At 65.7% G+C, this 23051-nt stretch carries 27 protein-coding genes and 1 tRNA gene; 20 read left to right on the top strand and 8 right to left on the bottom strand.

What is annotated here, in order from left to right:
• Positions 1-48: 48 nt before the first annotated feature.
• On the top strand, positions 49-945 hold the full coding sequence (gene gluQRS / locus SCD90_RS16000) for a tRNA glutamyl-Q(34) synthetase GluQRS (RefSeq protein ID WP_319845717.1): 897 nt from the start codon (positions 49-51) through the stop codon (positions 943-945).
• On the opposite strand, the gene SCD90_RS15995 is transcribed toward gluQRS, so the two are convergent.
• A complete protein-coding gene (locus SCD90_RS15995) occupies positions 905-1840 on the bottom strand; it encodes an AEC family transporter (protein WP_319845716.1) in 936 nt (311 codons plus the stop codon). The genes gluQRS and SCD90_RS15995 overlap by 41 nt on opposite strands.
• A gap of 164 nt (positions 1841-2004) precedes the next feature.
• Here SCD90_RS15995 and SCD90_RS15990 point away from each other — a divergent pair, with 164 nt between their 5' ends.
• Entirely contained in the window at positions 2005-2940 is a 936-nt protein-coding gene (locus SCD90_RS15990; RefSeq protein ID WP_319845715.1) for a PRC-barrel domain-containing protein, read from the top strand.
• Positions 2941-2997: 57 nt separating this feature from the next.
• Here SCD90_RS15990 and SCD90_RS15985 read toward each other — a convergent pair whose 3' ends face one another.
• Complete coding sequence (locus SCD90_RS15985) at positions 2998-3804, bottom strand: response regulator (RefSeq protein WP_319845714.1); 807 nt, start codon at positions 3802-3804, stop codon at positions 2998-3000.
• A gap of 246 nt (positions 3805-4050) precedes the next feature.
• Here SCD90_RS15985 and SCD90_RS15980 point away from each other — a divergent pair, with 246 nt between their 5' ends.
• The 3 genes from SCD90_RS15980 to SCD90_RS15970 are packed head-to-tail and all read left to right on the top strand — an operon-like array spanning position 4051 to position 6492.
• Positions 4051-4233, top strand: a complete 183-nt coding sequence (locus SCD90_RS15980; RefSeq protein WP_319845713.1) for a NepR family anti-sigma factor — start codon at positions 4051-4053, stop codon at positions 4231-4233.
• Positions 4230-4790, top strand: coding sequence for a sigma-70 family RNA polymerase sigma factor (locus SCD90_RS15975; protein WP_319845712.1), 561 nt, complete (start codon positions 4230-4232; stop codon positions 4788-4790). The genes SCD90_RS15980 and SCD90_RS15975 overlap by 4 nt, the downstream gene beginning before the upstream one ends.
• A gap of 13 nt (positions 4791-4803) precedes the next feature.
• Positions 4804-6492 carry a sensor histidine kinase gene (locus SCD90_RS15970; protein WP_319845711.1) on the top strand — a complete coding sequence of 563 codons (1689 nt, stop codon included), beginning with the start codon at positions 4804-4806 and terminating at the stop codon, positions 6490-6492.
• On the opposite strand, the gene SCD90_RS15965 is transcribed toward SCD90_RS15970, so the two are convergent.
• Positions 6489-7397, bottom strand: coding sequence for a diacylglycerol/lipid kinase family protein (locus SCD90_RS15965; protein WP_319845710.1), 909 nt, complete (start codon positions 7395-7397; stop codon positions 6489-6491). The genes SCD90_RS15970 and SCD90_RS15965 overlap by 4 nt on opposite strands.
• Positions 7394-8158 carry an RluA family pseudouridine synthase gene (locus tag SCD90_RS15960; protein WP_319845709.1) on the bottom strand — a complete coding sequence of 255 codons (765 nt, stop codon included), beginning with the start codon at positions 8156-8158 and terminating at the stop codon, positions 7394-7396. The genes SCD90_RS15965 and SCD90_RS15960 overlap by 4 nt, the downstream gene beginning before the upstream one ends.
• Before the next feature lie 76 nt (positions 8159-8234).
• On the opposite strand from SCD90_RS15960, the gene glk reads away from it, so the two are divergent.
• The 6 genes from glk to SCD90_RS15930 all read left to right on the top strand — a co-directional run bounded on the left by glk (position 8235) and on the right by SCD90_RS15930 (position 13979).
• Positions 8235-9194 (top strand): glucokinase, encoded by a 960-nt coding sequence (glk, locus tag SCD90_RS15955; protein ID WP_319845708.1) that lies wholly within the window; start codon positions 8235-8237, stop codon positions 9192-9194.
• Positions 9195-9244: 50 nt separating this feature from the next.
• Complete coding sequence (locus tag SCD90_RS15950; RefSeq protein ID WP_319845707.1) at positions 9245-9739, top strand: transcriptional repressor; 495 nt, start codon at positions 9245-9247, stop codon at positions 9737-9739.
• Positions 9740-9799: 60 nt separating this feature from the next.
• Complete coding sequence (gene ispG / locus SCD90_RS15945; protein ID WP_319845706.1) at positions 9800-11059, top strand: flavodoxin-dependent (E)-4-hydroxy-3-methylbut-2-enyl-diphosphate synthase; 1260 nt, start codon at positions 9800-9802, stop codon at positions 11057-11059.
• Between the two features lie 36 nt (positions 11060-11095).
• Positions 11096-11833, top strand: coding sequence for a monofunctional biosynthetic peptidoglycan transglycosylase (gene mtgA / locus SCD90_RS15940; protein WP_319845705.1), 738 nt, complete (start codon positions 11096-11098; stop codon positions 11831-11833).
• A 107-nt stretch (positions 11834-11940) separates the two neighbouring features.
• On the top strand, positions 11941-12126 hold the full coding sequence (gene rpmF, locus SCD90_RS15935) for a 50S ribosomal protein L32 (RefSeq protein ID WP_319845704.1): 186 nt from the start codon (positions 11941-11943) through the stop codon (positions 12124-12126).
• A 173-nt stretch (positions 12127-12299) separates the two neighbouring features.
• Positions 12300-13979 carry an EAL domain-containing protein gene (locus SCD90_RS15930; RefSeq protein WP_319845703.1) on the top strand — a complete coding sequence of 560 codons (1680 nt, stop codon included), beginning with the start codon at positions 12300-12302 and terminating at the stop codon, positions 13977-13979.
• Positions 13980-13998: 19 nt separating this feature from the next.
• On the opposite strand, the gene SCD90_RS15925 is transcribed toward SCD90_RS15930, so the two are convergent.
• Positions 13999-14074, bottom strand: a tRNA-Ala gene (locus SCD90_RS15925).
• Positions 14075-14183: 109 nt separating this feature from the next.
• On the opposite strand from SCD90_RS15925, the gene SCD90_RS15920 reads away from it, so the two are divergent.
• The 3 genes from SCD90_RS15920 to folD are packed head-to-tail and all read left to right on the top strand — an operon-like array spanning position 14184 to position 15681.
• Positions 14184-14474: a YggT family protein gene (locus SCD90_RS15920; protein ID WP_319845702.1), complete on the top strand. Its 291-nt coding sequence runs from the start codon at positions 14184-14186 to the stop codon at positions 14472-14474.
• On the top strand, positions 14471-14788 hold the full coding sequence (locus tag SCD90_RS15915) for a DUF167 family protein (protein WP_319845701.1): 318 nt from the start codon (positions 14471-14473) through the stop codon (positions 14786-14788). The genes SCD90_RS15920 and SCD90_RS15915 overlap by 4 nt, the downstream gene beginning before the upstream one ends.
• 8 nt (positions 14789-14796) lie before the next feature.
• Entirely contained in the window at positions 14797-15681 is an 885-nt protein-coding gene (gene folD / locus SCD90_RS15910) for a bifunctional methylenetetrahydrofolate dehydrogenase/methenyltetrahydrofolate cyclohydrolase FolD (protein WP_319845700.1), read from the top strand.
• A 102-nt stretch (positions 15682-15783) separates the two neighbouring features.
• On the opposite strand, the gene ppa is transcribed toward folD, so the two are convergent.
• Complete coding sequence (gene ppa, locus SCD90_RS15905) at positions 15784-16350, bottom strand: inorganic diphosphatase (RefSeq protein ID WP_319845699.1); 567 nt, start codon at positions 16348-16350, stop codon at positions 15784-15786.
• 69 nt (positions 16351-16419) lie between these two features.
• On the bottom strand, positions 16420-16929 hold the full coding sequence (locus SCD90_RS15900; protein ID WP_319845698.1) for a GNAT family N-acetyltransferase: 510 nt from the start codon (positions 16927-16929) through the stop codon (positions 16420-16422).
• A gap of 168 nt (positions 16930-17097) precedes the next feature.
• On the opposite strand from SCD90_RS15900, the gene trxA reads away from it, so the two are divergent.
• Genes trxA through SCD90_RS15885 form a run of 3 tightly spaced genes read left to right on the top strand, consistent with a single transcriptional unit; the run spans position 17098 to position 18894 of the window.
• A complete protein-coding gene (trxA, locus tag SCD90_RS15895; protein WP_319845697.1) occupies positions 17098-18000 on the top strand; it encodes a thioredoxin in 903 nt (300 codons plus the stop codon).
• A gap of 7 nt (positions 18001-18007) precedes the next feature.
• Complete coding sequence (locus tag SCD90_RS15890; protein WP_319845696.1) at positions 18008-18679, top strand: LON peptidase substrate-binding domain-containing protein; 672 nt, start codon at positions 18008-18010, stop codon at positions 18677-18679.
• A gap of 14 nt (positions 18680-18693) precedes the next feature.
• Positions 18694-18894 carry a Trm112 family protein gene (locus tag SCD90_RS15885; protein WP_319845695.1) on the top strand — a complete coding sequence of 67 codons (201 nt, stop codon included), beginning with the start codon at positions 18694-18696 and terminating at the stop codon, positions 18892-18894.
• A gap of 4 nt (positions 18895-18898) precedes the next feature.
• On the opposite strand, the gene SCD90_RS15880 is transcribed toward SCD90_RS15885, so the two are convergent.
• Complete coding sequence (locus SCD90_RS15880) at positions 18899-20131, bottom strand: FAD-dependent monooxygenase (protein ID WP_425265712.1); 1233 nt, start codon at positions 20129-20131, stop codon at positions 18899-18901.
• 61 nt (positions 20132-20192) lie between these two features.
• Here SCD90_RS15880 and tesB point away from each other — a divergent pair, with 61 nt between their 5' ends.
• The 3 genes from tesB (at position 20193) to SCD90_RS15865 (ending at position 23045) form a co-directional block, all read left to right on the top strand.
• Positions 20193-21068: an acyl-CoA thioesterase II gene (gene tesB, locus SCD90_RS15875; protein WP_319845694.1), complete on the top strand. Its 876-nt coding sequence runs from the start codon at positions 20193-20195 to the stop codon at positions 21066-21068.
• 222 nt (positions 21069-21290) lie between these two features.
• A complete protein-coding gene (locus SCD90_RS15870; RefSeq protein ID WP_319845693.1) occupies positions 21291-21629 on the top strand; it encodes a P-II family nitrogen regulator in 339 nt (112 codons plus the stop codon).
• A 39-nt stretch (positions 21630-21668) separates the two neighbouring features.
• Positions 21669-23045 carry an ammonium transporter gene (locus SCD90_RS15865; RefSeq protein ID WP_425265711.1) on the top strand — a complete coding sequence of 459 codons (1377 nt, stop codon included), beginning with the start codon at positions 21669-21671 and terminating at the stop codon, positions 23043-23045.
• The last annotated feature ends 6 nt before the right edge of the window (positions 23046-23051 follow it).

Below are 23051 nucleotides of genomic sequence, written 5' to 3'. Positions count from 1 at the left end.
ATGCATCCCTATGCTATTCTCCAGCCAGCACCCAATCGGCAAGCCAGGATGAACCTGCCGGTCTTCCGTTTCGCTCCCAGCCCCAATGGCCTTCTGCATCTGGGCCACGCTTATTCGGCCCTGCTGAACCGGGATATGACGGAGGCGGCGGGCGGGCGCCTGCTGCTGCGCATCGAGGATATCGACCCCGGCAGGTGCACGCCGGACCTCGAGCAGGCGATCCTCGAAGACCTGCACTGGCTGGGTGTCAGGTGGGAAGGCGCCGTGCGCCGCCAGTCGCAGCATCTGCCGGATTACGCCCGCCTGCTCGCCCGTTTGCAGGCGGGCCAACTGGTCTATCCCTGCTTTTGTTCGCGCGGCGACGTGCGAGCCGCTGTTGCCGCAGGGGGACCGGACTGGCCGCGCGATCCCGATGGCGCGCCGGTCTATCCCGGAACGTGCCGAAACCTGCCGCCCGCCCGCGTTTCGGAGCAGCTCGCCTCCGGCCAGCCGCATGTCTGGCGCCTCGACATGAAGGTTGCCGTGGCGGGACTGGGCGGCACTCTCCGCTGGTCCGACGCGGGGGAGGATGGCGCCATCCGCGACATCAGCGCCGATCCCGCCGCGTGGGGAGATCCGGTGCTGGCCCGCCGCGACGTGCCGACCAGCTACCACCTCTCGGTGGTCCACGACGATGCGCTGCAGGGGATCACCCATGTGGTAAGGGGACGAGACCTCTACTTCGCCACCAGTCTTCACCGCCTGCTCCAGGAATTGCTCGGCCTGCCCGCGCCGGTCTATCGGCACCATCGGCTGATCCTTGGCGAGGACGGGCGCAAACTTGCGAAGAGCGCCGGGTCCGCATCCTTGCGCGACCTGCGCGAGACGGGCCATAGCCCGGAAGACATCAGGATGCTGGTCGGCCTCAGCCCACCCCGAGGATCCACAGCCATGCCGCCACCGTGACCACGGATGCGGCGGTCGAGATGGCGATGGTGTTCGAGGCGAAGGCTTCGGCGGTCTTGTAGCGCATGGCCAGAAGATAGCCGTTGATGCCGGACGGCAGCGCGGCGAAGAGCACAGCCACGCCCGTGAACACCGGCTCCAGCCTGAAGACGTAGGTGCCGAGCAGGTAGACCAGCAAGGGGTGGAGGACGAGCTTGAACGCCGCCACCGTCCATGCCGCTTTGGGATCGGACCTGAACCCATACAGCGCAAGTCCTATGCCCATCGAGATAAGGGCCACGGGGGAGGCCGAGTTCGCGAGGCTGTCGAGCAGCGGCTTCAGGTAATCGGGCGTCCGGACGCCCAGAAGCTTGGCCGCTACCCCCGCGATCAGCGCGAGAAGTATGGGGTGCGTGACGAGCGTCCTGGCGAACCGCTTCACGCCGCCGGACTGCCCAGGCGAACCGGTGGTCTCGATGAGGATGGAGGCCACGGCCATCATGATCGGCAGATGGATGGCCAGCAGAAGGAACAGCGGCACCGCGCCTGCTTCGCCATAGGCACGCAGGATCAGCGGAATGCCGAGGAACACGGTGTTGGATTGCGCCGAGCTGAAACCGTGGATGACGGCTTCGCGTGTGTCGCGGTCGAAGACCCGCCTGGCAAAGATCATGGCCAGGACCCACACCACGGCCACGGCGATGAAATAGCTCAGCCAATAGCCCCAGGGGCTGCTGTCGAGCGGCGCTGAACTTTCCGACAGCATCCGGAAGATAAGCGCCGGCACGGCAAGCGCGAACACATAGTCGGCGAGGCCTTCACCCGCCTTCGCGCTGACGAGCCCCGCCTTCACGGCGAGAAAGCCGAGGCCGATCATTCCGAAGATGGGGAGAACAATCGAAACGAGGCTCGACAAGATACCGGTCCGCTTTGGTGAATTCTTTATGCAATTCGCAAGATGCGAAAAGCAAGGATCGGCCCGAAAGAAGTCGAACGATCCCTGCGCCTCCGCGTTCTCTCTTGAGAAGGCTTGGACGGCCGCATGCGGCCCACACCTCAACCCATCCAATGGAGACGACAATGATGAAGCGACTTCTTCTTTCAGGCGCCGCCCTTTCGATGATGGCTGGCTTGGCGATGGCTCAGGCGCCGGCCGATCCGGTCCAGAACACGAATCCGCCCGCTCCGGTCTCGCCCCATGCGATCGCTCCGCAGAATGCTCCGGCCGATGCGGCAGCTGACAACGCCACGCAGAACCAGGAAAGCCCGAACCTCTACTCCAATCTGCAGGGCGCAGATCTTGTAGACGGGCAGGACAAGTCACTCGGCCGCGTGGCCGACGTTATCCTCGACAGCTCCGGCCAGCTTCGCCAGATCGTCGTCGGCCATGGCGGCCTGCTCGGCATCGGCGAGACCTTGCGCGCTGTGGACGCCGCCGAACTGCCGCAGGTCCAGGACGGCAAGGTTCGCATGCCTGACATGACCACAGCCTCGCTGGAGAGCCTGCCGCAGTACAATTATCCGGAAGCGGAGACGGGGCGTGCATCGACGTCCGGCTCAGCGGCTCCCGCGACGACCGAGGCACCCGCCGCCGCAAACGCGCCCGCCGGCACCGTGGCGACCGGCGGCAATCAGCCGGGCAGCACCACCGACCTGAATGCCAACTCTTCCGCCGCTCCGGCCTCCGGTGAAGCCGCCAACACCGCGGCGGCATCCTCCGACATGGCGTCCGGCGCCGCGGTCTCGGGCAGCGATATGTGGCCGGCCAGCTATCTTGTCGGCGCAAAAATCACCAACGCGCAGGAAAGCGCCGCGATCAACGATCTTCGATTCGAAGGAAACAAGGTTGCCGCCGCGCTCGTGGACAAGGGCAGCCTTGGGCTCGGGTCCGATGTCAGCGAGGTTCCGTTCACCAACCTCGCTCTAGCCGGCAGCCCGAAATCCCCGAAAATTACTCTGAAGTCGGGCACGCCAAATATAGCTGTCGAAGGGCAGGCACCTGCCGCGAACCAGTAAGCTGCAAACAAAAACGCCGGGCTCATCGCCCGGCGTTTCCGTTCAGGTTTGAATTGGTCAGGCGCTCATACGCGCACCGCGCTTGTGGGCGCGGGTGCCGAAGAAAAGGGCCTGGCTGACAATGGCCTTCACCGTCTGGGTCTGGAACGGCTTGGAGATCAGGAACACCGGCTCCGGCCGTTCGCCCGTCAGCAGCCGCTCCGGATAGGCCGTGATGAAGATCACCGGCACGTCGAACTGGCCGAGGATGTCGTTCACCGCGTCGAGGCCAGACGATCCGTCGGCGAGCTGGATGTCCGCAAGAACGAGGCCTGGCTTGGTCTTCTCCGCCAGGGCCACGGCTTCCTTGTGGGTGCGGGCGACGCCGGCGACACGGTGGCCGAGGCTCTCAACGAGTGCCTCGAGATCCATGGCGATGATGGGCTCGTCCTCGATTATGAGAACATCGGTCGCCACGAGGCCGGCGAGTTCGCGGCCCGTATCGTCGATGGCGCGGGTCACCTCGTCTTCGCTGATGCCGAGGATGCGGGCGGTGTCCGCCGTCGAGAAGCCTTCGACCGAAACCAGAAGAAAGACCTGGCGCGACAGCGGTGCCAGTGCATCAAGCGTACGGGTGGCGGGCGTGCCGGACTTTGCCGCGCCATCGCCTTCAAGGTTGACGCGGACGGACGACCAGATGCGGGTGAACACCTGGTACACCGCGATCCTGGGCTCCATATCCTTCGGGAACAGCGAGGGATCCTCCACCAGGGTTTCCAGTGCGGCGGCGACGTAGGAATCACCGCTCAACTGGCTGCCAGTCAGGGCACGCGCGTAACGACGCAGAAACGGCAGCTGTGCCGCGATAATTGGCGCAATCGACATGTTGTACCTGGTTCCCCTCTTCGTCGCAGGCGCGACGGTAGCAACGGGGTAACGCGCAGGCGAGACAAAAAGTTTCACACCTTTATGGAACGGAAACCGGAAGAGGGCGTTCTTGTGAGTTGACGATTGCGAAGGCTGGGCAAGCCGGGTTTGCGTTGGTGGCCAAAGGTGCGTACCACCTCCGACGCATCAGATTTAGAGACAAGGTAGGGCCGGTTTCCCGCGGCCCAACAAGGTGTGCGGAACATGGCTCATTCTGAAAAGGGTTCACCGGAGATCGATCTCGAGCTCCAGACCCATATCGGCCGGCACCTGAAGGCATCTTACGACGATATTCTGGTTCAGAACGTGCCCGACAGGTTCCTCGACCTGCTGAAGACGCTTGAGGAAAAAGAAAAGGGTCAGGACAGCCGGGACGAGCAGCGATGAACGATCGCCCCTCCGTCCGGGACGATCTCCTGGCGCAGATACCGAGCCTGCGCGCATTCGCGGTGTCGCTCTGCGGGCAAATGGACAAGGCGGATGACCTCGTTCAGGAAGCCCTCGTAAAGGCGTGGTCGAACCTCGGCAGCTTTACCGAGGGCACGAACATGCGTGCCTGGCTCTTCACCATCCTGCGAAACGTCTACTATTCCGAACATCGCAAGAGGCGCCGCGAGGTGCAGGACGCCGACGGCATGTTCTCGGCGCGACTTGTCGTGCATCCCTCGCAGAACGGCCATATGGACCTTCAGGATTTCCGCACTGCGCTTTCCGGCCTGCCGCCGGACCAGCGCGAGGCGCTGATCCTCGTCGGCGCGTCTGGATTTTCCTATGAGGAAGCTGCCGCGATCTGCGAAGTCGCGGTCGGCACCATCAAGAGCCGCGTCAATCGGGCTCGCAGCGCCCTGACGCGCTCCCTCGCCGTGCAGGCCGGGTCGGAGTTTGGTCCCGAACCCACGCTTCAGGCTGCCATGGTGACAACCTCATCGGGAAGTTCATCCTGACCGGCCCAGCAGCATGAGACAGAGCTTACGGTCGAGGCTTGTCCTTCTTCTGCTGCTGGCAAACCTGCCCGCCGCGGCGCTGGCGATTGGCGCCACGTTGAAGGCGCAGAGTGCGACCGTCACCGCGCGGGAACGGGCCAGCGTTCAGGAAGCGGAGTTGATCGCGACACGGGCAGGGCTGACGCTCGGCATTGCCGAAGGCGTCGTCGACACCCTTGCATCAAACCCCGCGGTGGCGAGCGGCAACGCGGCCTGCCGCACGATTCTGGAAGACTCGCTGGCGCTGCGGCCCGATTATGTCGGCATCGTCGTCGCCGACGATCAGGGTCTTGTTATCTGCTCCGCGGGCGAAGTCGATGAGGGAAAGGTGGCGCGCCACTCCTCTCTTCTGCGGGCACTGCAGGCACAGCCCACCGATATCGGTGATACCGTCTTCCTGCCGGAGAGCATCCACACGCAGGAGAAAACAGTCCTCGCTGCTCGTCCTTTCGAGCGTGAAGGCGGCAGAGGGGCCATAGGCCTTCTCATAAAGCGTGCAGCCTTCGACAAGATCTTCCAGCCCGGAGAGGGCCGTCTCTCCAATGGCGCGCTGGCTCTCGTGCGCAGCGGCGGCATCGTGGTCAGCCAGTTCGGAAGTGCCGACGAGAAATGGCGCCCTTCAAGGCCGCTGCCGATGGATGAATCCAGCCAGTTGCCGACAGGGCTGACCTTTGCCGCCAGCGGCGGCGAGGAGTTCTTCTACGCGCTGGCGCCCGTTCGCGGCACGATGACGAACATCGTCCTCGCCACGCCCAGTTCCATACTGACCAAGCCGGACTGGACGAGCATCGGCATCGCCTTGCTCGCGCCGCTCCTGATGCTCGTGCTCGGCATCGGGGCCGTCTTCGCCGGCGTGGACCGCCTTGTTCTCCAATGGATCGCCCGGCTGCGCGCCGCCACCGGCGCCTGCGCGCGCGGCGACTACTCCGTGCGGGTGGCAGGGCTGGACAGCGCGCCGCTTGAGATTGCGGATCTCGGCAACAGCTTCAACGTGATGGCCAGCCGCATCGAGGAGCGTTCCCACGCGCTAGAGGAAGCCTTGGCGGGGAAGAACGGCCTGCTACGCGAGCTTCACCATCGGGTGAAAAACAATTTCCAGATGATCGCCAGCCTTCTGGCCCTCCAGCGGCGCGAACTGCCGCTGCGGCTGCGCACCCTGCTGCGCGTGCCCGAAGACCGCGTGCTGGCGATGGCCTCGGCCTACAAGGCCTCCTATGCGACGGGCGAAATCGGCCGTGTGTCGCTGCTCGACCTGTTGCGCGACATCGCGGCCCAGTTGCGCCAGAGCTTCTCGCTGTCCGCTCCCCTGATCACGCTGAAGGCTGAAGCCGAGGCGATCTGGCTCGATCTCGACCGCGCCGTACCGCTCGGCCTGCTAGTTTCCGAGATCATGTCGTCCGCACTCGACCGTGACGATGCCGCCACGATGCCGATCAGCATCACGCTGCAGCGTACGGCGGAGGATGCGATGCATGTTCAGATCGCAGGCGCGGGAATCTCGCACGCCGTGCCTAGCATGGGCCTCGCGGCTCGCCTGGTGTCCGCCTACACGGCGCAGCTCGGTGCGCGGCTTGAGACAGTGGGCGAAGACATGATCCGCATCCATATGTCGATCGACGCGGCGGCCCAGGCCCATCCGGGCCGGGTCGAACTCGGAAGCTAGCGTTCGACCTCGGTCAGAGAGGGTGAGGGCACAAGCATCCTCAGCCCGCCTGGCTGGATGTGGAACCGCAGCGGTGTCGGCTCGCGGACCAACTCGCCATCCAGTGCCATCCACACCCGGCTCCGTGCCGAGCTGATGGTGAATGTCTGCGCCGCGAAGCTCTCGATCGCATCGCCCTCGCGCCAGCGGCCGGCGATCAGCTCGAAGCCTGCCCGTGCACGGCCGGCGAGATGCGAATGGCGCATGAGGTGCAGTTCCAGCACGCCCTCGTCCAGTTGCGCGCGCCGCCAATCGTCACCGATGCGGTTGTTGGTGACCAGGATCGCATAGGCATCCGTGTTGAAACGCCGGTCGCCCACATCGATGCTGAAACGGACGCGACCCGTTTTCGTCACGGAACGCCACACCGACATTGTCACGCTGAAGAGGCGGCCGAGCGGAATGTTGAAGCGGGTCTGCTCGCGCTCGCGCGCCACCCGGCTGAAATAGCCAAGGCCACAAAGGGAGTGAAACGGGCGGCCGTTGACGGTGGCAAGATCTATGTGCCGGACCTCCCCGCCCGCCAGTGCCCGCGCCATCTCGGGCAGGCCGCCGGCAGGGAACATCAGGTCGCGGCCAAGAAGATTCACCGTTCCGAGCGGCAGCAGGCCGAGCACCTTGCCGCTGCCTGCAAGCTTTGCCAGCGCATGCGAGAAGGTTCCGTCGCCGCCGCCGACCACCACGACCTCATGATCCGATCGCGAAGCAGCTTCGAGCCGTGGCCCCATCTCCTCCGGGTCGACGAGATGCACCTCGGCGGGGCGGCCCGCCGTCTCGAAAGCCTCGGCGACGACCTCACGCGGCCGTTCCAGACCACCGCTCAGCAGGGTACCTGCCCGGGCATTCAAGAGGACGAGGCAGCTCATGGTGATCCGAGGTGAGGGTCGCGACCCACTTCAAGCGTTGGAGGGCCGATTCGTTCCCGAACCGTATCATCGGCGGGAACGCGGAGGCCGAGGGCAGCCATGGTGGCGGAGATATGCGGAGGCAGAGGTGCCTCGACCTCTATCGGAACGGCGCCCGGCTTGAACGACAGGGAGATGCGCCAGGAGTGCAGATGGAGCATCGGCCCCGCAGGCGGCGGCGGGGACGTGGCGTAGATACGCTCGCCCAGAACGGGGCAGCCGAGCGCCGACAGATGGACGCGGATCTGATGCGTGCGCCCGGTGAAAAGGTCGAGCTTCAGCAGGCTGAACCCTCCGGCGGTGTCCAGGACCTTGTAGCCCGTCAGCGATTTCTGGCCGTGCTCATGATCCACCTTCATGAACCAGCCTCGATTGGCGTCCCGCTTGGACAGCGGCAGGTCGACCATGCCTTCGGCTTGCGCGGGCACGCCACGCACGACAGCAAGGTAGACCTTCTGGACATGGCCGGTCTGGAACAGCTTTCCGAGCTTGGCCAGGGCCTGCCGATGGCGGCCGAGCACAAGGCAGCCGGAGGTTTCGCGGTCCAGCCGGTGTGCCAGTTCGGGGCGCCTGGGTAGGCCGAACCGCAGTACGTCGAAATGCTGGTCAAGCGTCTCGCCGCCTTTCGGGCCCGCATGGACGGGCAATCCCGCCGGCTTGTCGATCACGAGCATCATGGCATCGCGGTAGAGCAGGCGCGGGAGCAGGTCTTCTGAACGCATGGGACCGTTTATCACACCGCACGAAAACGCGCAGTGCAGTGCTGGGCGCCACGGCCATTCGCGCTAAAACGAGCAGATGGCTTCTCTCGATTGCGTTCTCGTCGCCGATGTCGGCGGCACCACCAGCCGGTTCGGCATCGTCACCCGCGGCTCACTCGAGCCCCGGGACATCCATGAGCTCAAGGGCGACGATTTCGCCAATCTGCAGGAGGCGATCCCGCATTACCTCACGCTGACGAAATCGCGTCCGGCGCGTGCGGTCATCGCCATGGCAGGCCCCGTGAAAGGCGGCACCGTTCATCTTACCAACCGCAGGGGCTGGTCCTTCGTGCCGGAGGAATTGGCGCAGCAGCTGGGCCTGGCGCGGGTGGACGTGATGAACGACTTCGCCGCACTGGCCTGGGCGCTCCCCTACCTGCCGCCCGACGAACTGCGCTCCATCGGCGGCGTGCCGCTCGACGGCGCAGCGACCAAGCTGGTGCTTGGTCCGGGCACGGGGCTAGGCGTTGCGGCGCTTGCGCGTCACAACGGGCGCTGGACGCCTGTTCCGAGCGAGGGTGGACATATCGAACTTGCGGCGATCACGCCGCGCGAGCAGGCGGTGTTCGACCGCGTCCGCTCGCAATATGGCCGTGTTTCGGCGGAAGCCATTGCCTGCGGCTCCGGTATCGCCCGCATCGATGCGGCGATAGCCTGGATCGACAGCGGCGAGATCACCGAACGGGAAGGCAAGGACATTTCCGACGCCGCCCGCGCCGGCGAAGCGCGTGGACGGGAGGTGATGGACATCTTCTTCGATGCCCTGGCCCGCTTTTCCGGCGACATGGCGCTCGCATTCCTTGCGCAGGGCGGCGTCTATATCGGCGGCGGCGTGGCGGTGAAGACCATCGACCTGATGGACGAAGCACGGTTCCGGGCGAATTTCGTCGCCAAGGCGCCCCATGAAAAGCTGGTTGCCGCAATCGGCACTTCGCTGATCACGGCACGTTACCCCGCCCTCACCGGCTGCGCCGCCTATGCGATCTACGAAAGCTGAACCGGCGCCGCACTGGCAATCCGTCCGGCCATGGTTACATTGGGGAGCGAATGCCCCATCAGCACGACCATCATCGGCATGAGCCGTCCGTCGCTGGCTCCGTAGCGGCCATCACGGCGCGGGCCGAACGCGTCTGCCAGGAGCGCGGCGAACGCCTGACTCCGACCCGTGCCCGTGTGCTCGAATTGTTGGCGGGCAGCGCCCAGCCGCTCGGGGCCTACGACCTGATCGAGCTTCTCGGCACCGGCGACGGCCGCCGTCCGGCCCCCATCACGGTCTATCGGGCGCTGGACTTCCTGCTCGGCCAGGGGCTTGCCCACCGCATCGAGAGCCGCAACGCCTTCGTGGCCTGCGATCATGCCCATGGGCATGGAGACGTGGCGATCTTCCTGCTTTGCGAGAGCTGCGGAGCCGCAGCCGAGGCATGCGGCGAGGATGTCGGGCAGCACCTTGCGACACTGGCCCGCGGAGCCGGCTTCGAGCCGCGCGGGCAGTTCATCGAGATCGCCGGCCTGTGTGCTGCCTGTCGCGCGACGGGCGCATGATGATCTGCTATAGAGCCGTCAAATCGCGCTTGGCGCGCAGCATTCTTTGATGAGGACCCCATGGTGGACGAGGTTTTGAAGAACCGCCGCCGGCAATCGGTGGCGGTGAAGGTCGGCAATATCACGGTCGGCGGCGGTGCGCCCGTCGTCGTGCAGTCGATGACGAACACGGACACCGCAGACATCGACGGCACCGTCCGTCAGGTCGCGGCGCTCGCCCGCGCCGGCTCCGAGCTGGTCCGCATCACGGTGGACCGCGATGAGGCCGCCGCCGCCGTGCCGCACATCCGCGAGCGGCTGGACCGCATGGGCGTGGATGTGCCGATGGTCGGCGACTTCCACTATATCGGCCACAAGCTGCTGGGCGATCATCCCGCCTGCGCCGAGGCACTCGCCAAGTACCGCATCAATCCCGGCAATGTCGGCTTCAAGGAGAAGAAGGACAAGCACTTCTCCCAGATCATCGAAACTGCCCTGCGCCACGACAAGCCCGTCCGCATCGGCGGAAACTGGGGCTCGCTGGATGGCGAGATGCTGACGGCGCTCATGGACGAGAATTCCAAGAGCGCGAATCCCATCAGCTCCCGTGCGGTGACGCGTGAGGCGCTGATCCGCAGCGTCCTGCTCTCCGCAAAGCGTGCCGAAGAGCTCGGCATGGGCCGCGACAAGATCATCATCTCCACCAAGATCTCGGCGGTGCAGGATCTCATCGCCGTCTATCTGGATCTGGCGACCCGCTCCGACTATGCGCTGCATCTTGGCCTCACCGAGGCCGGCATGGGATCCAAGGGCATCGTGGCCTCGGCGGCGGCCCTGGGCGTCGTTCTCCAGAACGGCATCGGCGACACCATCCGCGTGTCCCTGACGCCGGAGCCGGGTGGCGACCGCACCAAGGAAGTGACCGTCGCGCAGGAAATCCTGCAGACCATGGGTTTCCGCACCTTCGTGCCGCTGGTGGCCGCCTGCCCCGGCTGCGGCCGCACCACCTCCACGACCTTCCAGGAATTGGCGCAGGAAATTCAGGGCTACATCCACACTCGGATGCCGGTGTGGAAGACCCAATATCCGGGCGCCGAGACGCTCAACGTCGCCGTCATGGGCTGCATCGTGAACGGTCCGGGCGAGTCGAAGCACGCCGATATCGGCATCTCGCTTCCGGGCACCGGCGAACAGCCGACCGCCCCGGTCTTCGTCGACGGCGAGAAGGTCACCACCCTTCGTGGCCCCACCCTTGCGGCCGACTTCACGAAGATGGTCGAGGATTATGTCCAGCGCCGCTTCGGCGTGACCGGCAAGGTTCCCGAGCAGGCGGCCGAATAGCCCTCCAATCCCTTCCGCCGCCAAGGAGATCCGCAGGTGAGCCGGTATTCCGACCCCCACGCGGATTTCTATGCCGATGACGATCTCGACCCGGACCGCTCGCCGCTGATGCGCCGTCGAAGGCCGCTTCGGTCCGTGTTCTGGATCATCGTCCTCCTCGCGATCGTTCCGTTCGCCCTGACGCTGGTCTACGCCGTCGTGCCGCCGGTCTCGACGCTGATGCTGGCGCGGTGGGCCACGCTGCGGCCCGTGGAGCGGCAGTGGACCCCCATCGAGAACATCTCGCCGCTCCTCGCGCGCTCCGTCATCGCGTCGGAGGATGCCCGCTTCTGCTCGCATGCCGGCGTGGACTGGAATGCCATCCGCCTCGTGATGGAGGACGCCGGAGAGGACGGGCCCGCGCGCGGCGCATCCACTATCACCATGCAAGTGGCCAAGAACCTCTTCCTCTGGAACGGCTTCGCCTATGTGCGTAAGCCCATCGAGATCGTGCTGGCACACTGGATCGATCTTGTCTGGAGCAAGAAGCGCGTGATGGAGGTCTACCTGAACATCGCGGAATGGGGCCCCGATGGCGTCTTCGGTGCGGAGGCCGGCGCCCGGCATGGCTTCGGCAAGCCGGCCTCGCGCCTCAGCGGCCGCGAGGCAGGGCTGATGGCGGCGGCACTTCCCAACCCCGTCGTGCGCAACACCGCGCGACCGACACGAGCCCAGAATCGCCGCGCGGGCACCATTGCGGGACGCGGAGCGGACACGTCCTGCATCGCAGGATAGCTGAGGGCCCTAGATTTTTGCTGCCGCCTCTGTTATCCCCCGCGCCAATCCAATGTCAGCGCCGCGCCTGAACAAGCCGCACTGCGCCCTTTTCAGGAGTATCCACAATGGCCGTTCCGAAGCGAAAGACCTCCCCCTCGAAGCGCGGCATGCGCCGCTCCGCCGACGCGATCGCCGCGCCGACCTATATCGAGGACAAGGACTCGGGCGAGCTGCGCCGTCCGCATCATCTCGACCTCAAGACCGGCATGTATCGCGGCCGTCAGGTCCTGACGCCGAAGGCCGACGCCTGATCTGACGGCTCATCGAGAGCTCTGTACGGAAAGCCGGCCCCGTGGCCGGCTTTTCCCGTTTTAAGGCACCTCGGCAGTCGAAGGTCGAAGTCCAGCGGCTGGACGACGCAGTTGTGCTGCCCTCATAGTGCGCGCGCGGCGCGTCCTTTCACCTCCGGGCAGCGGAACACACAATGTCCTCAGCAGATGGCGCCCAACCGGGCGGCCCTTTGCCCGATCTTCGCCAGGTCCTCGTCAAGGTGCAGGCCTCCGGTTATCGCTGGACGGTCGCAACGGACGCCCTCGACTGGAATCCGCATCAGCCTCATGCGCTTGCGGCGGATGGCGCGATCACGACCGGCGCCGAATGGGCACGCCGCATCGACCCCGATGCCATGGCCACCCGCCAGAGCACCGTGATGTCGTCCACGGCACGTGATGACGGGTGCGGCGTTCTCTACGAACTTGAATATCCGCTGCGGGCGGCCTCGGCAGGAGATGGCGGCCTGATCTGGGTGGAGGATATCGGGCGCTGGCATGCCGACGCGATGGGCCGACCGGCCTATGCCGAAGGCATCGTCCGCGTTGTCACGGAGCGCCACGAGGCCGACCAGCGGCTTGCGATCCAGACCCGGATCGACCCCCTCACCGGCTCACTGAACCGCCCGAAGCTGCTCGATCTGCTCGGCATGATGATCAACGATGCGCGAAGGTTCCAGTCGTCCTGCGCGCTGTTGCTGGTCGCCATCGAGAATATCGGCGTGCTGGACGGCTCATACGGCAGTGCTCCGGATGAACTGGTGGCAGCGGTCGCCAAGCGCCTGCGGTCAAGCATGCGTGCCGGTGACGCTCTCGGCCGCTTCTCGCACTCCGTCTTCGGCCTGGCGCTTGCCAATTGCACCCTGCCGGACCTCCATGTCGCCGCGCGCCGCTTCATCGACGCCGTGCACGGCACGCCTGTCCCGACCAGCGCAGGTCCCATCGGCGTGCGCGTCACCTGCGCGGGCATCGTGGCCCCGCGCCATGCCGACAACCAGCCGGAGCTTGTCACGCGGGTAAGCGACACCCTGGCCGAACTGCGCCGCAAGAAGCGGGGAAGCTTTACGGTCTACGCACCCAATCCGGAGCGGGACGAGCAAAGACGGCAGAACATCCACCTGGCAGAAGAGCTCGTCAGCGCGCTGGACGAGCGGCGGGTCTCACTGGTCTACCAGCCGGTGGTGGATGCACGCAGCGGCGAGGTGGCCTGGCACGAAGCCCTTGCCCGAATTGCACTGCCGGGTGGAGAACGCGTCTCCATCATGCGCTATGTGGAAGCCGCGGAGAAGCTTGGGCTCGTCCACCTGCTGGATCGCCGCGTGCTGGAACTTGCCATTGAGGCCCTCAACGCGCATCCGACGGCCGCTCTTGCGGTCAACATTTCCGCCGAGACGATCGGCGACGAAGACTGGCGCCAGCACCTTCTGGGAACGCTGCGCCGCAACAGCGCGATTGCCCCACGCCTGCTGATCGAGATCACGGAAACGGCCGCGCCCGGCGATCTTTCGGAAGCTGCGGGGTTCGTTGCGCAATTGCACGAGGCGGGCATCCGCATCGCTCTGGACGATTTCGGAGCCGGGCAGACCTCGTTCCGCAGCCTGCGGGCCCTGGGCGTGGACCTCGTCAAGATCGACGGTGATTTCGTCGCCGGGATGGGAAGCCGCGTCGAAGACCGCGCTTTCGTGCGCGCCATCGTCTCGCTGGCACGGGATATCGGCTTCCGGACCGTCGCGGAACGCGTTGAGGACGAGGCCACGGCGGACATGCTGAAGGGCATGGGCGTGGACTACCTGCAGGGCGACCGCTGCGGCGCGCCTGGAGCTCTCGAAGGCTGAAATATCCGATCTTGCCTGCTGGTGGAGCCGAGGGGAATCGAACCCCTGACCTCGTCATTGCGAACGACGCGCTCTACCAACTGAGCTACGGCCCCTCGCAGGCAGCGCCATTTACGTTGCGGCTCAAGAACCTGTCAAGCAAGGCACACTTGTGGCCCGCGCGGGCCGTCGATACATAGCTCTTGCCCGCTGGAGCCCTGCCGAATGAACGCCCTTTTCATCCTGATCGACGCCGTGCTCGGCCTGATCTTCTGGATCATCGTTCTGTCGGCCATCATGAGCTGGCTGATCGCGCTCAACATCGTCAATCCGCGCAACCAGTTCGTCGGCATGGTGTGGGACACTCTTGTCCGGCTCTCCGAGCCCATGCTGAACCCGCTGCGCCGTGTGCTGCCCAATCTCGGCGGCATCGACATTTCGCCGATCATCGTGCTGCTGCTCATCAGCTTCCTGCGCAATCTGCTGTGGTGGGACATCCGCCCCGCTTTGATGTGAGCACGCGCGCCTGGAGCGCCACGGACGATGGACTTCTCCTCACCGTGAGGCTGACACCGAGGGGCGGACGTGACGCGCTGGACGGCACGGCAATCCTCGCTGACGGGCGCGAGGTGCTGAAGGCGCGGGTGCGGGCCGTGCCGGAGGATGGCGCGGCGAACCGGGCTCTCGCTGCCCTGCTGGCCACCGAGTTGGCCGTGCCCCGCTCCGCGCTTGTGCTGCAATCCGGAGCGACGAGCCGCATCAAGACATTCCACATCACAGGCGATTGCGCGGAACTTGCCGCGCGGCTCGCCCGAACATTCGGGGGCTGAAGAACGCAATGACGGCACGGATCATCGACGGCAAGGCGCTCGCGGAGAGCATCAGGAACAAGGTGGCCGCGGAGGCCGCGGAGCTGAAGCGCAGCCATGGCATCGTGCCCGGCCTCGCGGCGGTTCTGGTGGGCGAGAACCCGGCCAGCCAGGTCTATGTGCGCAACAAGGTGAAGCAGACCACGGAAGCAGGTCTTGCGAGCTTTGAGCATGTGTTGCCGGCCGAAACCACGCAGGATGATCTGCTGGCGCTGGTGCGGCAGCTGAACGCTGATCCCAAGGTGCACGGCATCCTCGTGCAGCTGCCCCTGCCGCCGCAGATCGACCCCGATCTCGTCATCGCCACCATCGATCCTGCCAAGGATGTCGACGGCTTCCATGTCGAGAATGCGGGGCGGCTGGTCGTGGGGCAGGAATCGCTTGTTCCCTGTACGCCGCAGGGCAGCGTGCTGCTGGCCAAGACGGTCCATCCGGACCTGACCGGCCTTGAGGCCGTGGTGCTCGGCCGCTCCAATATCGTGGGCAAGCCGGTGGCCCAGCTTCTTATTGCCGAGAGCGCCACGGTGACGGTCGCGCATTCGCGGACCCGGGATCTGGAAGCCGTTTGCCGGCGCGCGGACATCCTGGTGGTAGCCGTCGGCCGCCCGGAGATGGTCAAGGGGTCATGGATCAAGCCGGGCGCGACGGTGATCGATGTCGGCATCAATCGGGTGCCCGGTGAGAACGGAAAATCCCGGCTGGTGGGTGATGTCGACTTCAAGGAGGCGATGGAGGTCGCCGGCGCCATTACGCCTGTGCCCGGTGGCGTGGGTCCGATGACCATCGCCTGCCTTCTGGCGAACACCCTGAAGGCCGCGATGGTGGCGAACGGCCTGACGCCCCCGAGCTTCTGACCACGGTTTGCCTGCGCCGAAGGCGGCGCGTCCCACCGGGCGCGCCGCTTTGGTTTTATAAGGACCGTGAGGGCCGTCGCGGGGCTGGCCGTTCTCCTGCGGCTACTTGCCCGCGAGCAGCGTCTCGGTTTCCAGCCGCTTCGCGCCCTGCGCGCGCTGAATGGCCTGCACGATCATCTCGCGCGCCTCGTCCACCTGTCCCCAGCCGATCAGGCGGGACCATTTGCTGGTCTCGAGATCCTTGTAGTGCTCGAAGAAGTGGGCGATCTGCTGGAGCGTGATCTCCGGCATGTCGGACACCGTCTGTATCTTCTCATAGCGCCGCGTCAGCTTTGTCACGGGGACGGCGATGATCTTCTCGTCGCCACCGCTTTCGTCCTCCATCTTGAGAACGCCGACCGGACGGCAGTTGATGACCGCGCCGGGAACGATGGCGCGGGTATTGGCCACCAGCACGTCGATGGGATCCCCGTCATCGCTCAGCGTGTGCGGGACGAAGCCATAATTTCCGGGGTAGCGCATCGAGGTGTAGAGGAAACGGTCCACGAAGAGCGTGCCGGATTCCTTGTCGAGCTCATACTTGATCGGCTCCCCGCCGATCGGGATCTCGATCACCACATTGATGTCGTCCGGCGGATTCTTGCCGATCGGAATTGCTTCGATGCGCATTGACGCTCCTGTTGGTCTGCTGTCCGGTACTTTGCCGGGCTCCAGCAGCGGACAATTACGCCATTTATGTCAAGACCACGTAAAGGCGATCTTCTCGAGCGTGGTCGTACCGAAAGTCTCAGAACCGCGTGCCGTCTCGACGCCGCCCATGGACAGATAGAAGCGGCAGGCATCCTCGTTATCGCGCAGGGCCCAGATGCCGAGCCCCGGCCAGCCCAGCTCGTCCAGCGCCGCGCGGCTGCATGTCAGCAGGCGTCGGCCAAGGCCGAGGCCGTGATATTCCGGCCGCACATACAGTTCGAAGATCTCGCCGCTGACCGGTATCGAGGCGACCCTGTTGCGCCCGAAGCTGGCATAGCCGGCGAGTTCACCGGCGACGGTGGCGATCAGCATGCGGCGGCCGCGATTGCGGATGGCGCGCTGCCACCAGTCCTCGCCGCGCCGCATCACCATGCGCTCAAGCTCACGTCCGGGAATGATGCCGCGATAGGCGTAGCGCCAGGTGTCATCATGCGCCCGACAGAGAGCTATCGCGTCTTCGACGCAGGGCGACCGCAGATCGATGGCGAGCGTGCTCATGGGTGAAGTCTAGGCCCGGAATGCCCCTCGCGCCAAGACCGTGCCGCCGTACTTGCCGCATGCGGGATGGCGACGCTAGACGGAGGAAGACATTGCCTCGCGGCCACACCTTCCCATCTTATGCGGTGCCGCCGCAAATGCGGCCCGATGCTCTCAGGAGACAATGCAATGCTGCTCAACGAAGCCCCGGCCGATGCCGCAACCGGGCTCGTCAAGGACACGACGACCGCGAACTTCATGGTCGATGTCGTGCAGGAGTCCCGGACGCAGCCTGTGCTCGTGGACTTCTGGGCCCCCTGGTGCGGTCCCTGCAAGCAACTGGCGCCCGTGCTCGAAAAGGTGGTGCAGCAGGCAGGCGGCAAGGTGAAGCTCGTCAAGATGAACACCGACGAGCATCCCGCCGTGGCCGGTCAGCTGGGCATCAAGTCGCTTCCATCCGTCATCGCCTTTGTCGATGGCCAGCCCGTGGACGGGTTCCTCGGCGTCCAGCCCGAGGGGCAGATCCGCGCCTTCATCGAGCGGCTGACCAAGCCCATGGATGCCGCTGACGCGGCGGCCATGCTGGAGCAGGCGGAGGCCTTGCTGGCCGAGAACGACCTTGCCGGCGCGGGCGAAGTCTACAGCGCGCTTCTGGCGATGAACCCGGAAGAGACCCGCGCCATGGCCGGTCTCGTTCGCGTGCAGATTGCCGCAGGCGATGTGGAAGGTGCGACGGAGTTCCTGGATTCGCTGTCGCCTCTGCTCGTGAACGATCCGGCCTTGGCGGCCGTGCGCGCACAGATCGCGCTGGCCGGGAATGCTCCGGAAGCCGGCGAGATCGCAGGCCTCGAGGCCAAGCTCTCCGCCGATCCGGACGATCATCAGTCGCGTTCGGACCTGGCCGTCGCCCTTGCCGCCGCAGGGCGCAAGGAGGAGGCGGTCGACCATCTTCTGGCCATCGTCCGCAAGGACCGCGCCTGGAACGAGGATGGAGCGCGCAAGCAATTGCTCCAGCTGTTCGAGGCATGGGGGTTTGCCGATCCCGTTGCCGTTCAGGGCCGCCGCCGGCTGTCCTCAGTCCTCTTTTCCTGAGCGGAAGATGCCGATCAACACGATCTATCGCGCACCCTCGGACCTGCCGCCCCTGCTGCCGGTGTTCCCGCTGCCGGAAGTGCTGCTGCTGCCGCGTGGCGAGATGCCGCTGAACATCTTCGAGCCCCGTTACCTGGCGATGATCGACCAGGCGCTGGCGTCCCATCGCATGATCGGGATGATCCAGCCGGAATTCGATGCGCCCGACGACGCATCCGTTCCGCCACTGGTGGAGGTCGGCTGCCTGGGTCGCATCACCGGTTTCCAGGAGACCGGCGACGGCCGCTACCTCGTGACTCTCACCGGCATCTGCCGCTTCCGCCGCCGGGAGGAGGTGAAAGGCACCACGCCATTCCGGCAGGTGAAGCCCGATTATTCAGAGTTCTCGGCGGACCTTCTTCCCGGCGCCGGCGAGGACCAGGTTGACCGCCCGGCTCTGATGGCCACATTGCGCGCCTATCTGGACGCCAACAGCCTCGACGCCGACTGGTCCGGCATCCAGAACGCGTCCAACGAGGCGCTGGTCAACGCGTTGTCGATGATGAGCCCCTATGGCGCCCGCGAGAAGCAGGCCCTGCTGGAGGCACCCGACCTCAAGAGCCGGGCGGAAATCCTGGTGGCCATCACGGAGATGGACCTCGCCCGCACGCGGGGCGATACAGACACGTCCCTCCAATAGGTGTGAGCCGCCCGATGAACGACGTGTCCAAGCCCGCAGCACCGCGGATCGATCCCAGAGCGCTGGAAATCCTTGTCTGTCCGCTGACCAAGGCAACCCTGGAATATGACGCAGCTAGGCAGGAACTGATCTCGCGGCCGGCCAAGCTGATCTACCCGATCCGGGACGGCATACCGATCATGCTTCCCGAAGAAGCGCGGCCGCTGGAAGACTGATCGTCTACAGCGTCTCGCCGCGCATTAGCCTCGGCACCTCTCCACCGAGCCCGGCAGCCGAGCGGATGAAGGCCCGTTTGGCCGTGGGCATGCGATCGACGAGGCCGAGCCCGATGTCGCGCAACAGGCGCACGGGTCCCGATCGGGTTGTGAAAAGCTGCACAAGGCCGTCCATGGCACCGGTCATCAGCGCCGTGTCGAACCTGCGCCAGCCACTATAGCGAGCGAGCACGGCATCCGAGCCGATGTCCTGACCAAGCCGCGCGGCATCGACCACGCTTTCCGCCAGAGCCGCGACGTCGCGAAGGCCCAGGTTCAGCCCCTGTCCCGCGATGGGATGGATAGCGTGCGCGGCGTCGCCGACCAGCGCCACGCGCCCGCGCGCAAAGTCGGCTGCCAGCCGGAACTCGAGGGGCCGCAAGGCGCGGCGACCGTCGAGATCGATCTGGCCGAAGCGGTGCCCGGCACGCTTCTGCAAGGCATCGCGGAAGCCGGCGTCGTCAAGTTCGGCAAGGCGGAGCGCCTGGAACTTCCGCTCGGACCAGACAATGGAGGCGCGGTCTCCCCGCAGCGGCAGAAGGGCGAGCGGTCCGCCTTCGAGGAAGTGCTGCACTGCGATGCCGTGATGCGGCTTCTCCAGGCGCACATTGGTGACGATGGCCGATTGATCGTAGCGCCAGCCCCGGCTGGTGATGCCGGCCATGCCCCGCAGCGTGGACTGCGCGCCATCGGCGGCCACGACCAGGCGAGCGCTTTTGGTGGAGCCATCGGCAAGGACCGCCTCCGCGCCGCCCTCCACTTGCCGAAGGTCGGCGATCCTGCCGGGCGCGAGGTGAACGCCCGCGCGTTCCGCTGTGGCGAGCAGCGCGGCTTTCGTGAGGCCGTTCGGCGCCACATGGGCAAAGGGCTCGCCGGGCGCAGCCTCGCCATGGATCTGCAGGAACACGGGGCGCAGGATCTGTTCGAGCCGCCCGTCGGTAATCTCCATGCCGAGCATTGGCTCCGCATCCGACGCGATCGCGTCCCAGGCACCGATGGCTTCGAGCAGGCGGCGCGTGCCGGCGACCAATGTTGACGCGCGAGGATCAAAGCCGGAGGGGCGGCCAAGCGACGGGTCGACGATCATCACCGACAGCCCGGCACCGGCAAGCGCCGCACCAAGGGCGAGCCCCGCAAAGCCCGCGCCCGAGATCAGCACATCCGTGCGTCCCGCGCCCGTCATCCCACTGCCCTGCATACCGGTTCGCTCCGCTCCGGGTGTAGAAAGGATCGCCCGCTTCCGACCCGCGAGAGAACATATGGCTGCGCAATCCGCAAATCTCCTGCCCATCCTCCAGCTCGAACGGCTGGAGCTCAATCTCTTCAGGGGAGCATCGCCCGAACCGGAGCGGGCACGGGTGTTCGGCGGTCAGGTGGTGGCACAGGCGCTGACGGCGGCGATCAACACGGTGTCGGAGCGGGCGGTGCATTCGCTGCACGCCTATTTCCTGCTTGCGGGCGACGCATCGGTGCCGATCATCTACGACGTGGAGCGCCTGCGCGACGGCGGCAGCTTCAGCACGCGGCGGGTCACGGCCCTTCAGCACGGGCAGACGATCTTCGAGATGTCGGCTTCTTTCCACGCAGCCGAGACGGGGCTGACCCACCAGTTCGCCATGCCCGAAACGGCCGATCCCGAGAGCTTGCCCGATGCGCACAGCATCCGGGACATGCCCGATGTCCCATCTCCGGTTCGCGCCTATTTCGATGCAGCAAGGCCGATCGAGATGCGGCCGGTGGACATGACGCGCTACCGCAAGCGCGGAGAGGCGCGCGAGCCCCGGCAGGCAGTGTGGTTCCGCACGTCCGAGCCGCTGCCGGACGAGGACGGCCTCCATCAGGCGGCGCTTGCCTATGCGTCCGACAAGACGCTGCTGGACACCGCGCTGGTGACGCATGGCAAGACCGTGTTCTCCATGGAGATCATGGCGGCCAGCCTCGATCACGCCGTGTGGTTTCACCGTCCGTTCCGCGCCGACGACTGGCTTCTTTATGTCCAGGACAGCCCGAGTTCCGGCCACGGCTTGGGTCTGGCACGCGGCCTGATCTTCAGCCGGGATGGGCGCCTTGTCGCCAGCACTGCGCAGGAGGGTCTGATCCGCGTGCGCAAGCCGAAGCCATCGACGCTTTTTTAGGCAATCGCCTCAAATCAACCTGCACAACAATGCGCCATTTGCCCGCGGATGTTGCTCGATGCCTCCGCGCACGCGGGCAACATCTCCTGAGATGAGCAATCTCCGCCCCGCCGCGCAACTTGGCACGACCCTTGAATAGAGGGATGCGGCTGAGCCCGGCAATGACCGGGCGCTGACAGACGCTGCGGGTTCTCCGCGGCGCATCAAGACGGGGGACCAGGCATGAAACTGGTGATGGCTATCATCAAGCCGTTCAAGCTGGACGAAGTCCGCGACGCACTGACGTCGCTGGGCGTTCACGGCCTGACGGTGACTGAGGTGAAGGGGTATGGCCGGCAGAAAGGCCATACGGAGATCTATCGCGGCGCGGAATACGCGGTGAGCTTCCTGCCGAAGCTGAAGATCGAGGTGGCGGTTGCCGCCGGCATGGTGGACGCAGTCGTCGAGACCATCACCACCGCCGCGAAAACCGGCCAGATCGGCGACGGCAAGATCTTCGTCACCCCCATCGAGCACGCGATCCGCATTCGCACCGGCGAGTCGGACAACGACGCGCTCTGAGCCCATCCCTTTCATCCGATCCTTCTCCGGAGCACATCAATGAACGTCTCGAAACTCGCAGGGCTCGCGGTGCCTGCGGCGCTGCTCGGCCTGATGGCCGTGGCACCCGCCCTCGCACAGGAAGCCATCCCGTCCGCCACCGAGGCCGCGCCCGCCGCGGCTGAAGCCGTCGCCGCAACGGTGAACAAGGGCGACGTCACCTGGATGCTCGTCGCCACCGCGATGGTCTTCCTCATGATCGCGCCTGGCATCGGCCTGTTCTACGGCGGCCTCGTCCGCTCCAAGAACATGCTCTCCGTGCTGATGCAGACCTTCGTGGTCGGCTGCATGATGATGCTTGTCTGGGTCGTCTACGGCTATAGCGTTGCCCTGAACGCCGGCGGCATCGCCGACCAGTTCTTTGGGGGCGCCAGCCGCCTCTTCCTCGCCGGCATCAACAACGACTCCACCGCCGCCACCTTCACGGACGGCGTGGTCATCCCGGAATACGTCTTCGTCGCCTTCCAGATGACGTTCTTCGCCCTGACTCCCACGCTGATCATCGGCGGCCTCGTCGAGCGCATGAAGTTCTCGGCCATCCTGCTGTTCTGCCTGCTGTGGGGCACCTTCGTGTACCTGCCGGTCGCGCACATGGTCTGGTACGCTGAAGGCTACCTGTTCAAGATGGGCGCTCTGGACTTCGCGGGCGGCACGGTCGTGCACATCAACGCCGGCATCGCCGCTCTTGTCGGCGCCATCGTCCTGGGACCGCGCATCGGCTATGGCCGCGAGATCCTCGCTCCGCACTCGCTGGTTATGACGCTGATCGGCGCCGCGATCCTGTGGTTCGGCTGGTTCGGCTTCAACGCCGGCTCCAACCTCGAGGCAAATGGCGGCACGGCGCTGGCCATGCTCAACACCTTCGTCGCAACGGCCGCCGCAACGCTCGGCTGGCTGCTGGTCGAAGCTCTCGGCAAGGGCAAGGCCTCTCTGCTCGGCGCGGTGTCCGGTGCCATTGCCGGCCTCGTGACCGTGACCCCGGCGGCTGGCCTCGTCGGCCCAATGGGCGCAATCGTGATGGGCGGTCTTGGCGGCGTGGTCTGCTACTACTTCTCCACCTCCATCAAGAACGCCCTCGGCTATGACGACTCGCTGGACGTGTTCGGCATCCACGGCGTGGGCGGCATCATCGGCTCCATCCTGACGGGCGTCTTCGTCGCCCCGTCTCTCGGTGGCGTCGGCGTGGACGGCTACACGATGGGTGGACAGGTGATGACCCAGGTCATCGGCGTGCTGATCACCGTCGTGTGGTGTGGCGTGGTGTCCTTCATCCTCTTCAAGCTTGTCGACATGATCGTCGGCCTGCGCGTGTCGGCAGAGGCAGAGCGGGAAGGCCTCGACATCACCTCGCACGGGGAACGCGCCTACACGCACTGAGCCAGA

Source organism: Terrihabitans rhizophilus (assembly GCF_033898525.1).
Taxonomy (GTDB): domain Bacteria; phylum Pseudomonadota; class Alphaproteobacteria; order Rhizobiales; family Methylopilaceae; genus Flaviflagellibacter; species Flaviflagellibacter rhizophilus.
The sequence above is the reverse complement of the archived record's forward strand: the minus strand, read 5'-3'. Positions and strand labels throughout refer to the sequence as shown.

Coding starts and splice junctions, on each gene's coding strand:
- gluQRS (WP_319845717.1), top strand. CDS start 49: ATGAACCTGCCGGTCTTCCGTTTCGCTCCCAGCCCCAATGGCCTTCTG.
- SCD90_RS15990 (WP_319845715.1), top strand. CDS start 2,005: ATGATGAAGCGACTTCTTCTTTCAGGCGCCGCCCTTTCGATGATGGCT.
- SCD90_RS15985 (WP_319845714.1), bottom strand. CDS start 3,804: ATGTCGATTGCGCCAATTATCGCGGCACAGCTGCCGTTTCTGCGTCGT.
- SCD90_RS15980 (WP_319845713.1), top strand. CDS start 4,051: ATGGCTCATTCTGAAAAGGGTTCACCGGAGATCGATCTCGAGCTCCAG.
- SCD90_RS15975 (WP_319845712.1), top strand. CDS start 4,230: ATGAACGATCGCCCCTCCGTCCGGGACGATCTCCTGGCGCAGATACCG.
- SCD90_RS15970 (WP_319845711.1), top strand. CDS start 4,804: ATGAGACAGAGCTTACGGTCGAGGCTTGTCCTTCTTCTGCTGCTGGCA.
- SCD90_RS15965 (WP_319845710.1), bottom strand. CDS start 7,397: ATGAGCTGCCTCGTCCTCTTGAATGCCCGGGCAGGTACCCTGCTGAGC.
- SCD90_RS15960 (WP_319845709.1), bottom strand. CDS start 8,158: ATGCGTTCAGAAGACCTGCTCCCGCGCCTGCTCTACCGCGATGCCATG.
- glk (WP_319845708.1), top strand. CDS start 8,235: ATGGCTTCTCTCGATTGCGTTCTCGTCGCCGATGTCGGCGGCACCACC.
- SCD90_RS15950 (WP_319845707.1), top strand. CDS start 9,245: ATGCCCCATCAGCACGACCATCATCGGCATGAGCCGTCCGTCGCTGGC.
- ispG (WP_319845706.1), top strand. CDS start 9,800: ATGGTGGACGAGGTTTTGAAGAACCGCCGCCGGCAATCGGTGGCGGTG.
- rpmF (WP_319845704.1), top strand. CDS start 11,941: ATGGCCGTTCCGAAGCGAAAGACCTCCCCCTCGAAGCGCGGCATGCGC.
- SCD90_RS15930 (WP_319845703.1), top strand. CDS start 12,300: ATGTCCTCAGCAGATGGCGCCCAACCGGGCGGCCCTTTGCCCGATCTT.
- SCD90_RS15920 (WP_319845702.1), top strand. CDS start 14,184: ATGAACGCCCTTTTCATCCTGATCGACGCCGTGCTCGGCCTGATCTTC.
- folD (WP_319845700.1), top strand. CDS start 14,797: ATGACGGCACGGATCATCGACGGCAAGGCGCTCGCGGAGAGCATCAGG.
- ppa (WP_319845699.1), bottom strand. CDS start 16,350: ATGCGCATCGAAGCAATTCCGATCGGCAAGAATCCGCCGGACGACATC.
- SCD90_RS15900 (WP_319845698.1), bottom strand. CDS start 16,929: ATGAGCACGCTCGCCATCGATCTGCGGTCGCCCTGCGTCGAAGACGCG.
- trxA (WP_319845697.1), top strand. CDS start 17,098: ATGCTGCTCAACGAAGCCCCGGCCGATGCCGCAACCGGGCTCGTCAAG.
- SCD90_RS15890 (WP_319845696.1), top strand. CDS start 18,008: ATGCCGATCAACACGATCTATCGCGCACCCTCGGACCTGCCGCCCCTG.
- SCD90_RS15885 (WP_319845695.1), top strand. CDS start 18,694: ATGAACGACGTGTCCAAGCCCGCAGCACCGCGGATCGATCCCAGAGCG.
- SCD90_RS15880 (WP_425265712.1), bottom strand. CDS start 20,131: ATGCAGGGCAGTGGGATGACGGGCGCGGGACGCACGGATGTGCTGATC.
- tesB (WP_319845694.1), top strand. CDS start 20,193: ATGGCTGCGCAATCCGCAAATCTCCTGCCCATCCTCCAGCTCGAACGG.
- SCD90_RS15870 (WP_319845693.1), top strand. CDS start 21,291: ATGAAACTGGTGATGGCTATCATCAAGCCGTTCAAGCTGGACGAAGTC.
- SCD90_RS15865 (WP_425265711.1), top strand. CDS start 21,669: ATGAACGTCTCGAAACTCGCAGGGCTCGCGGTGCCTGCGGCGCTGCTC.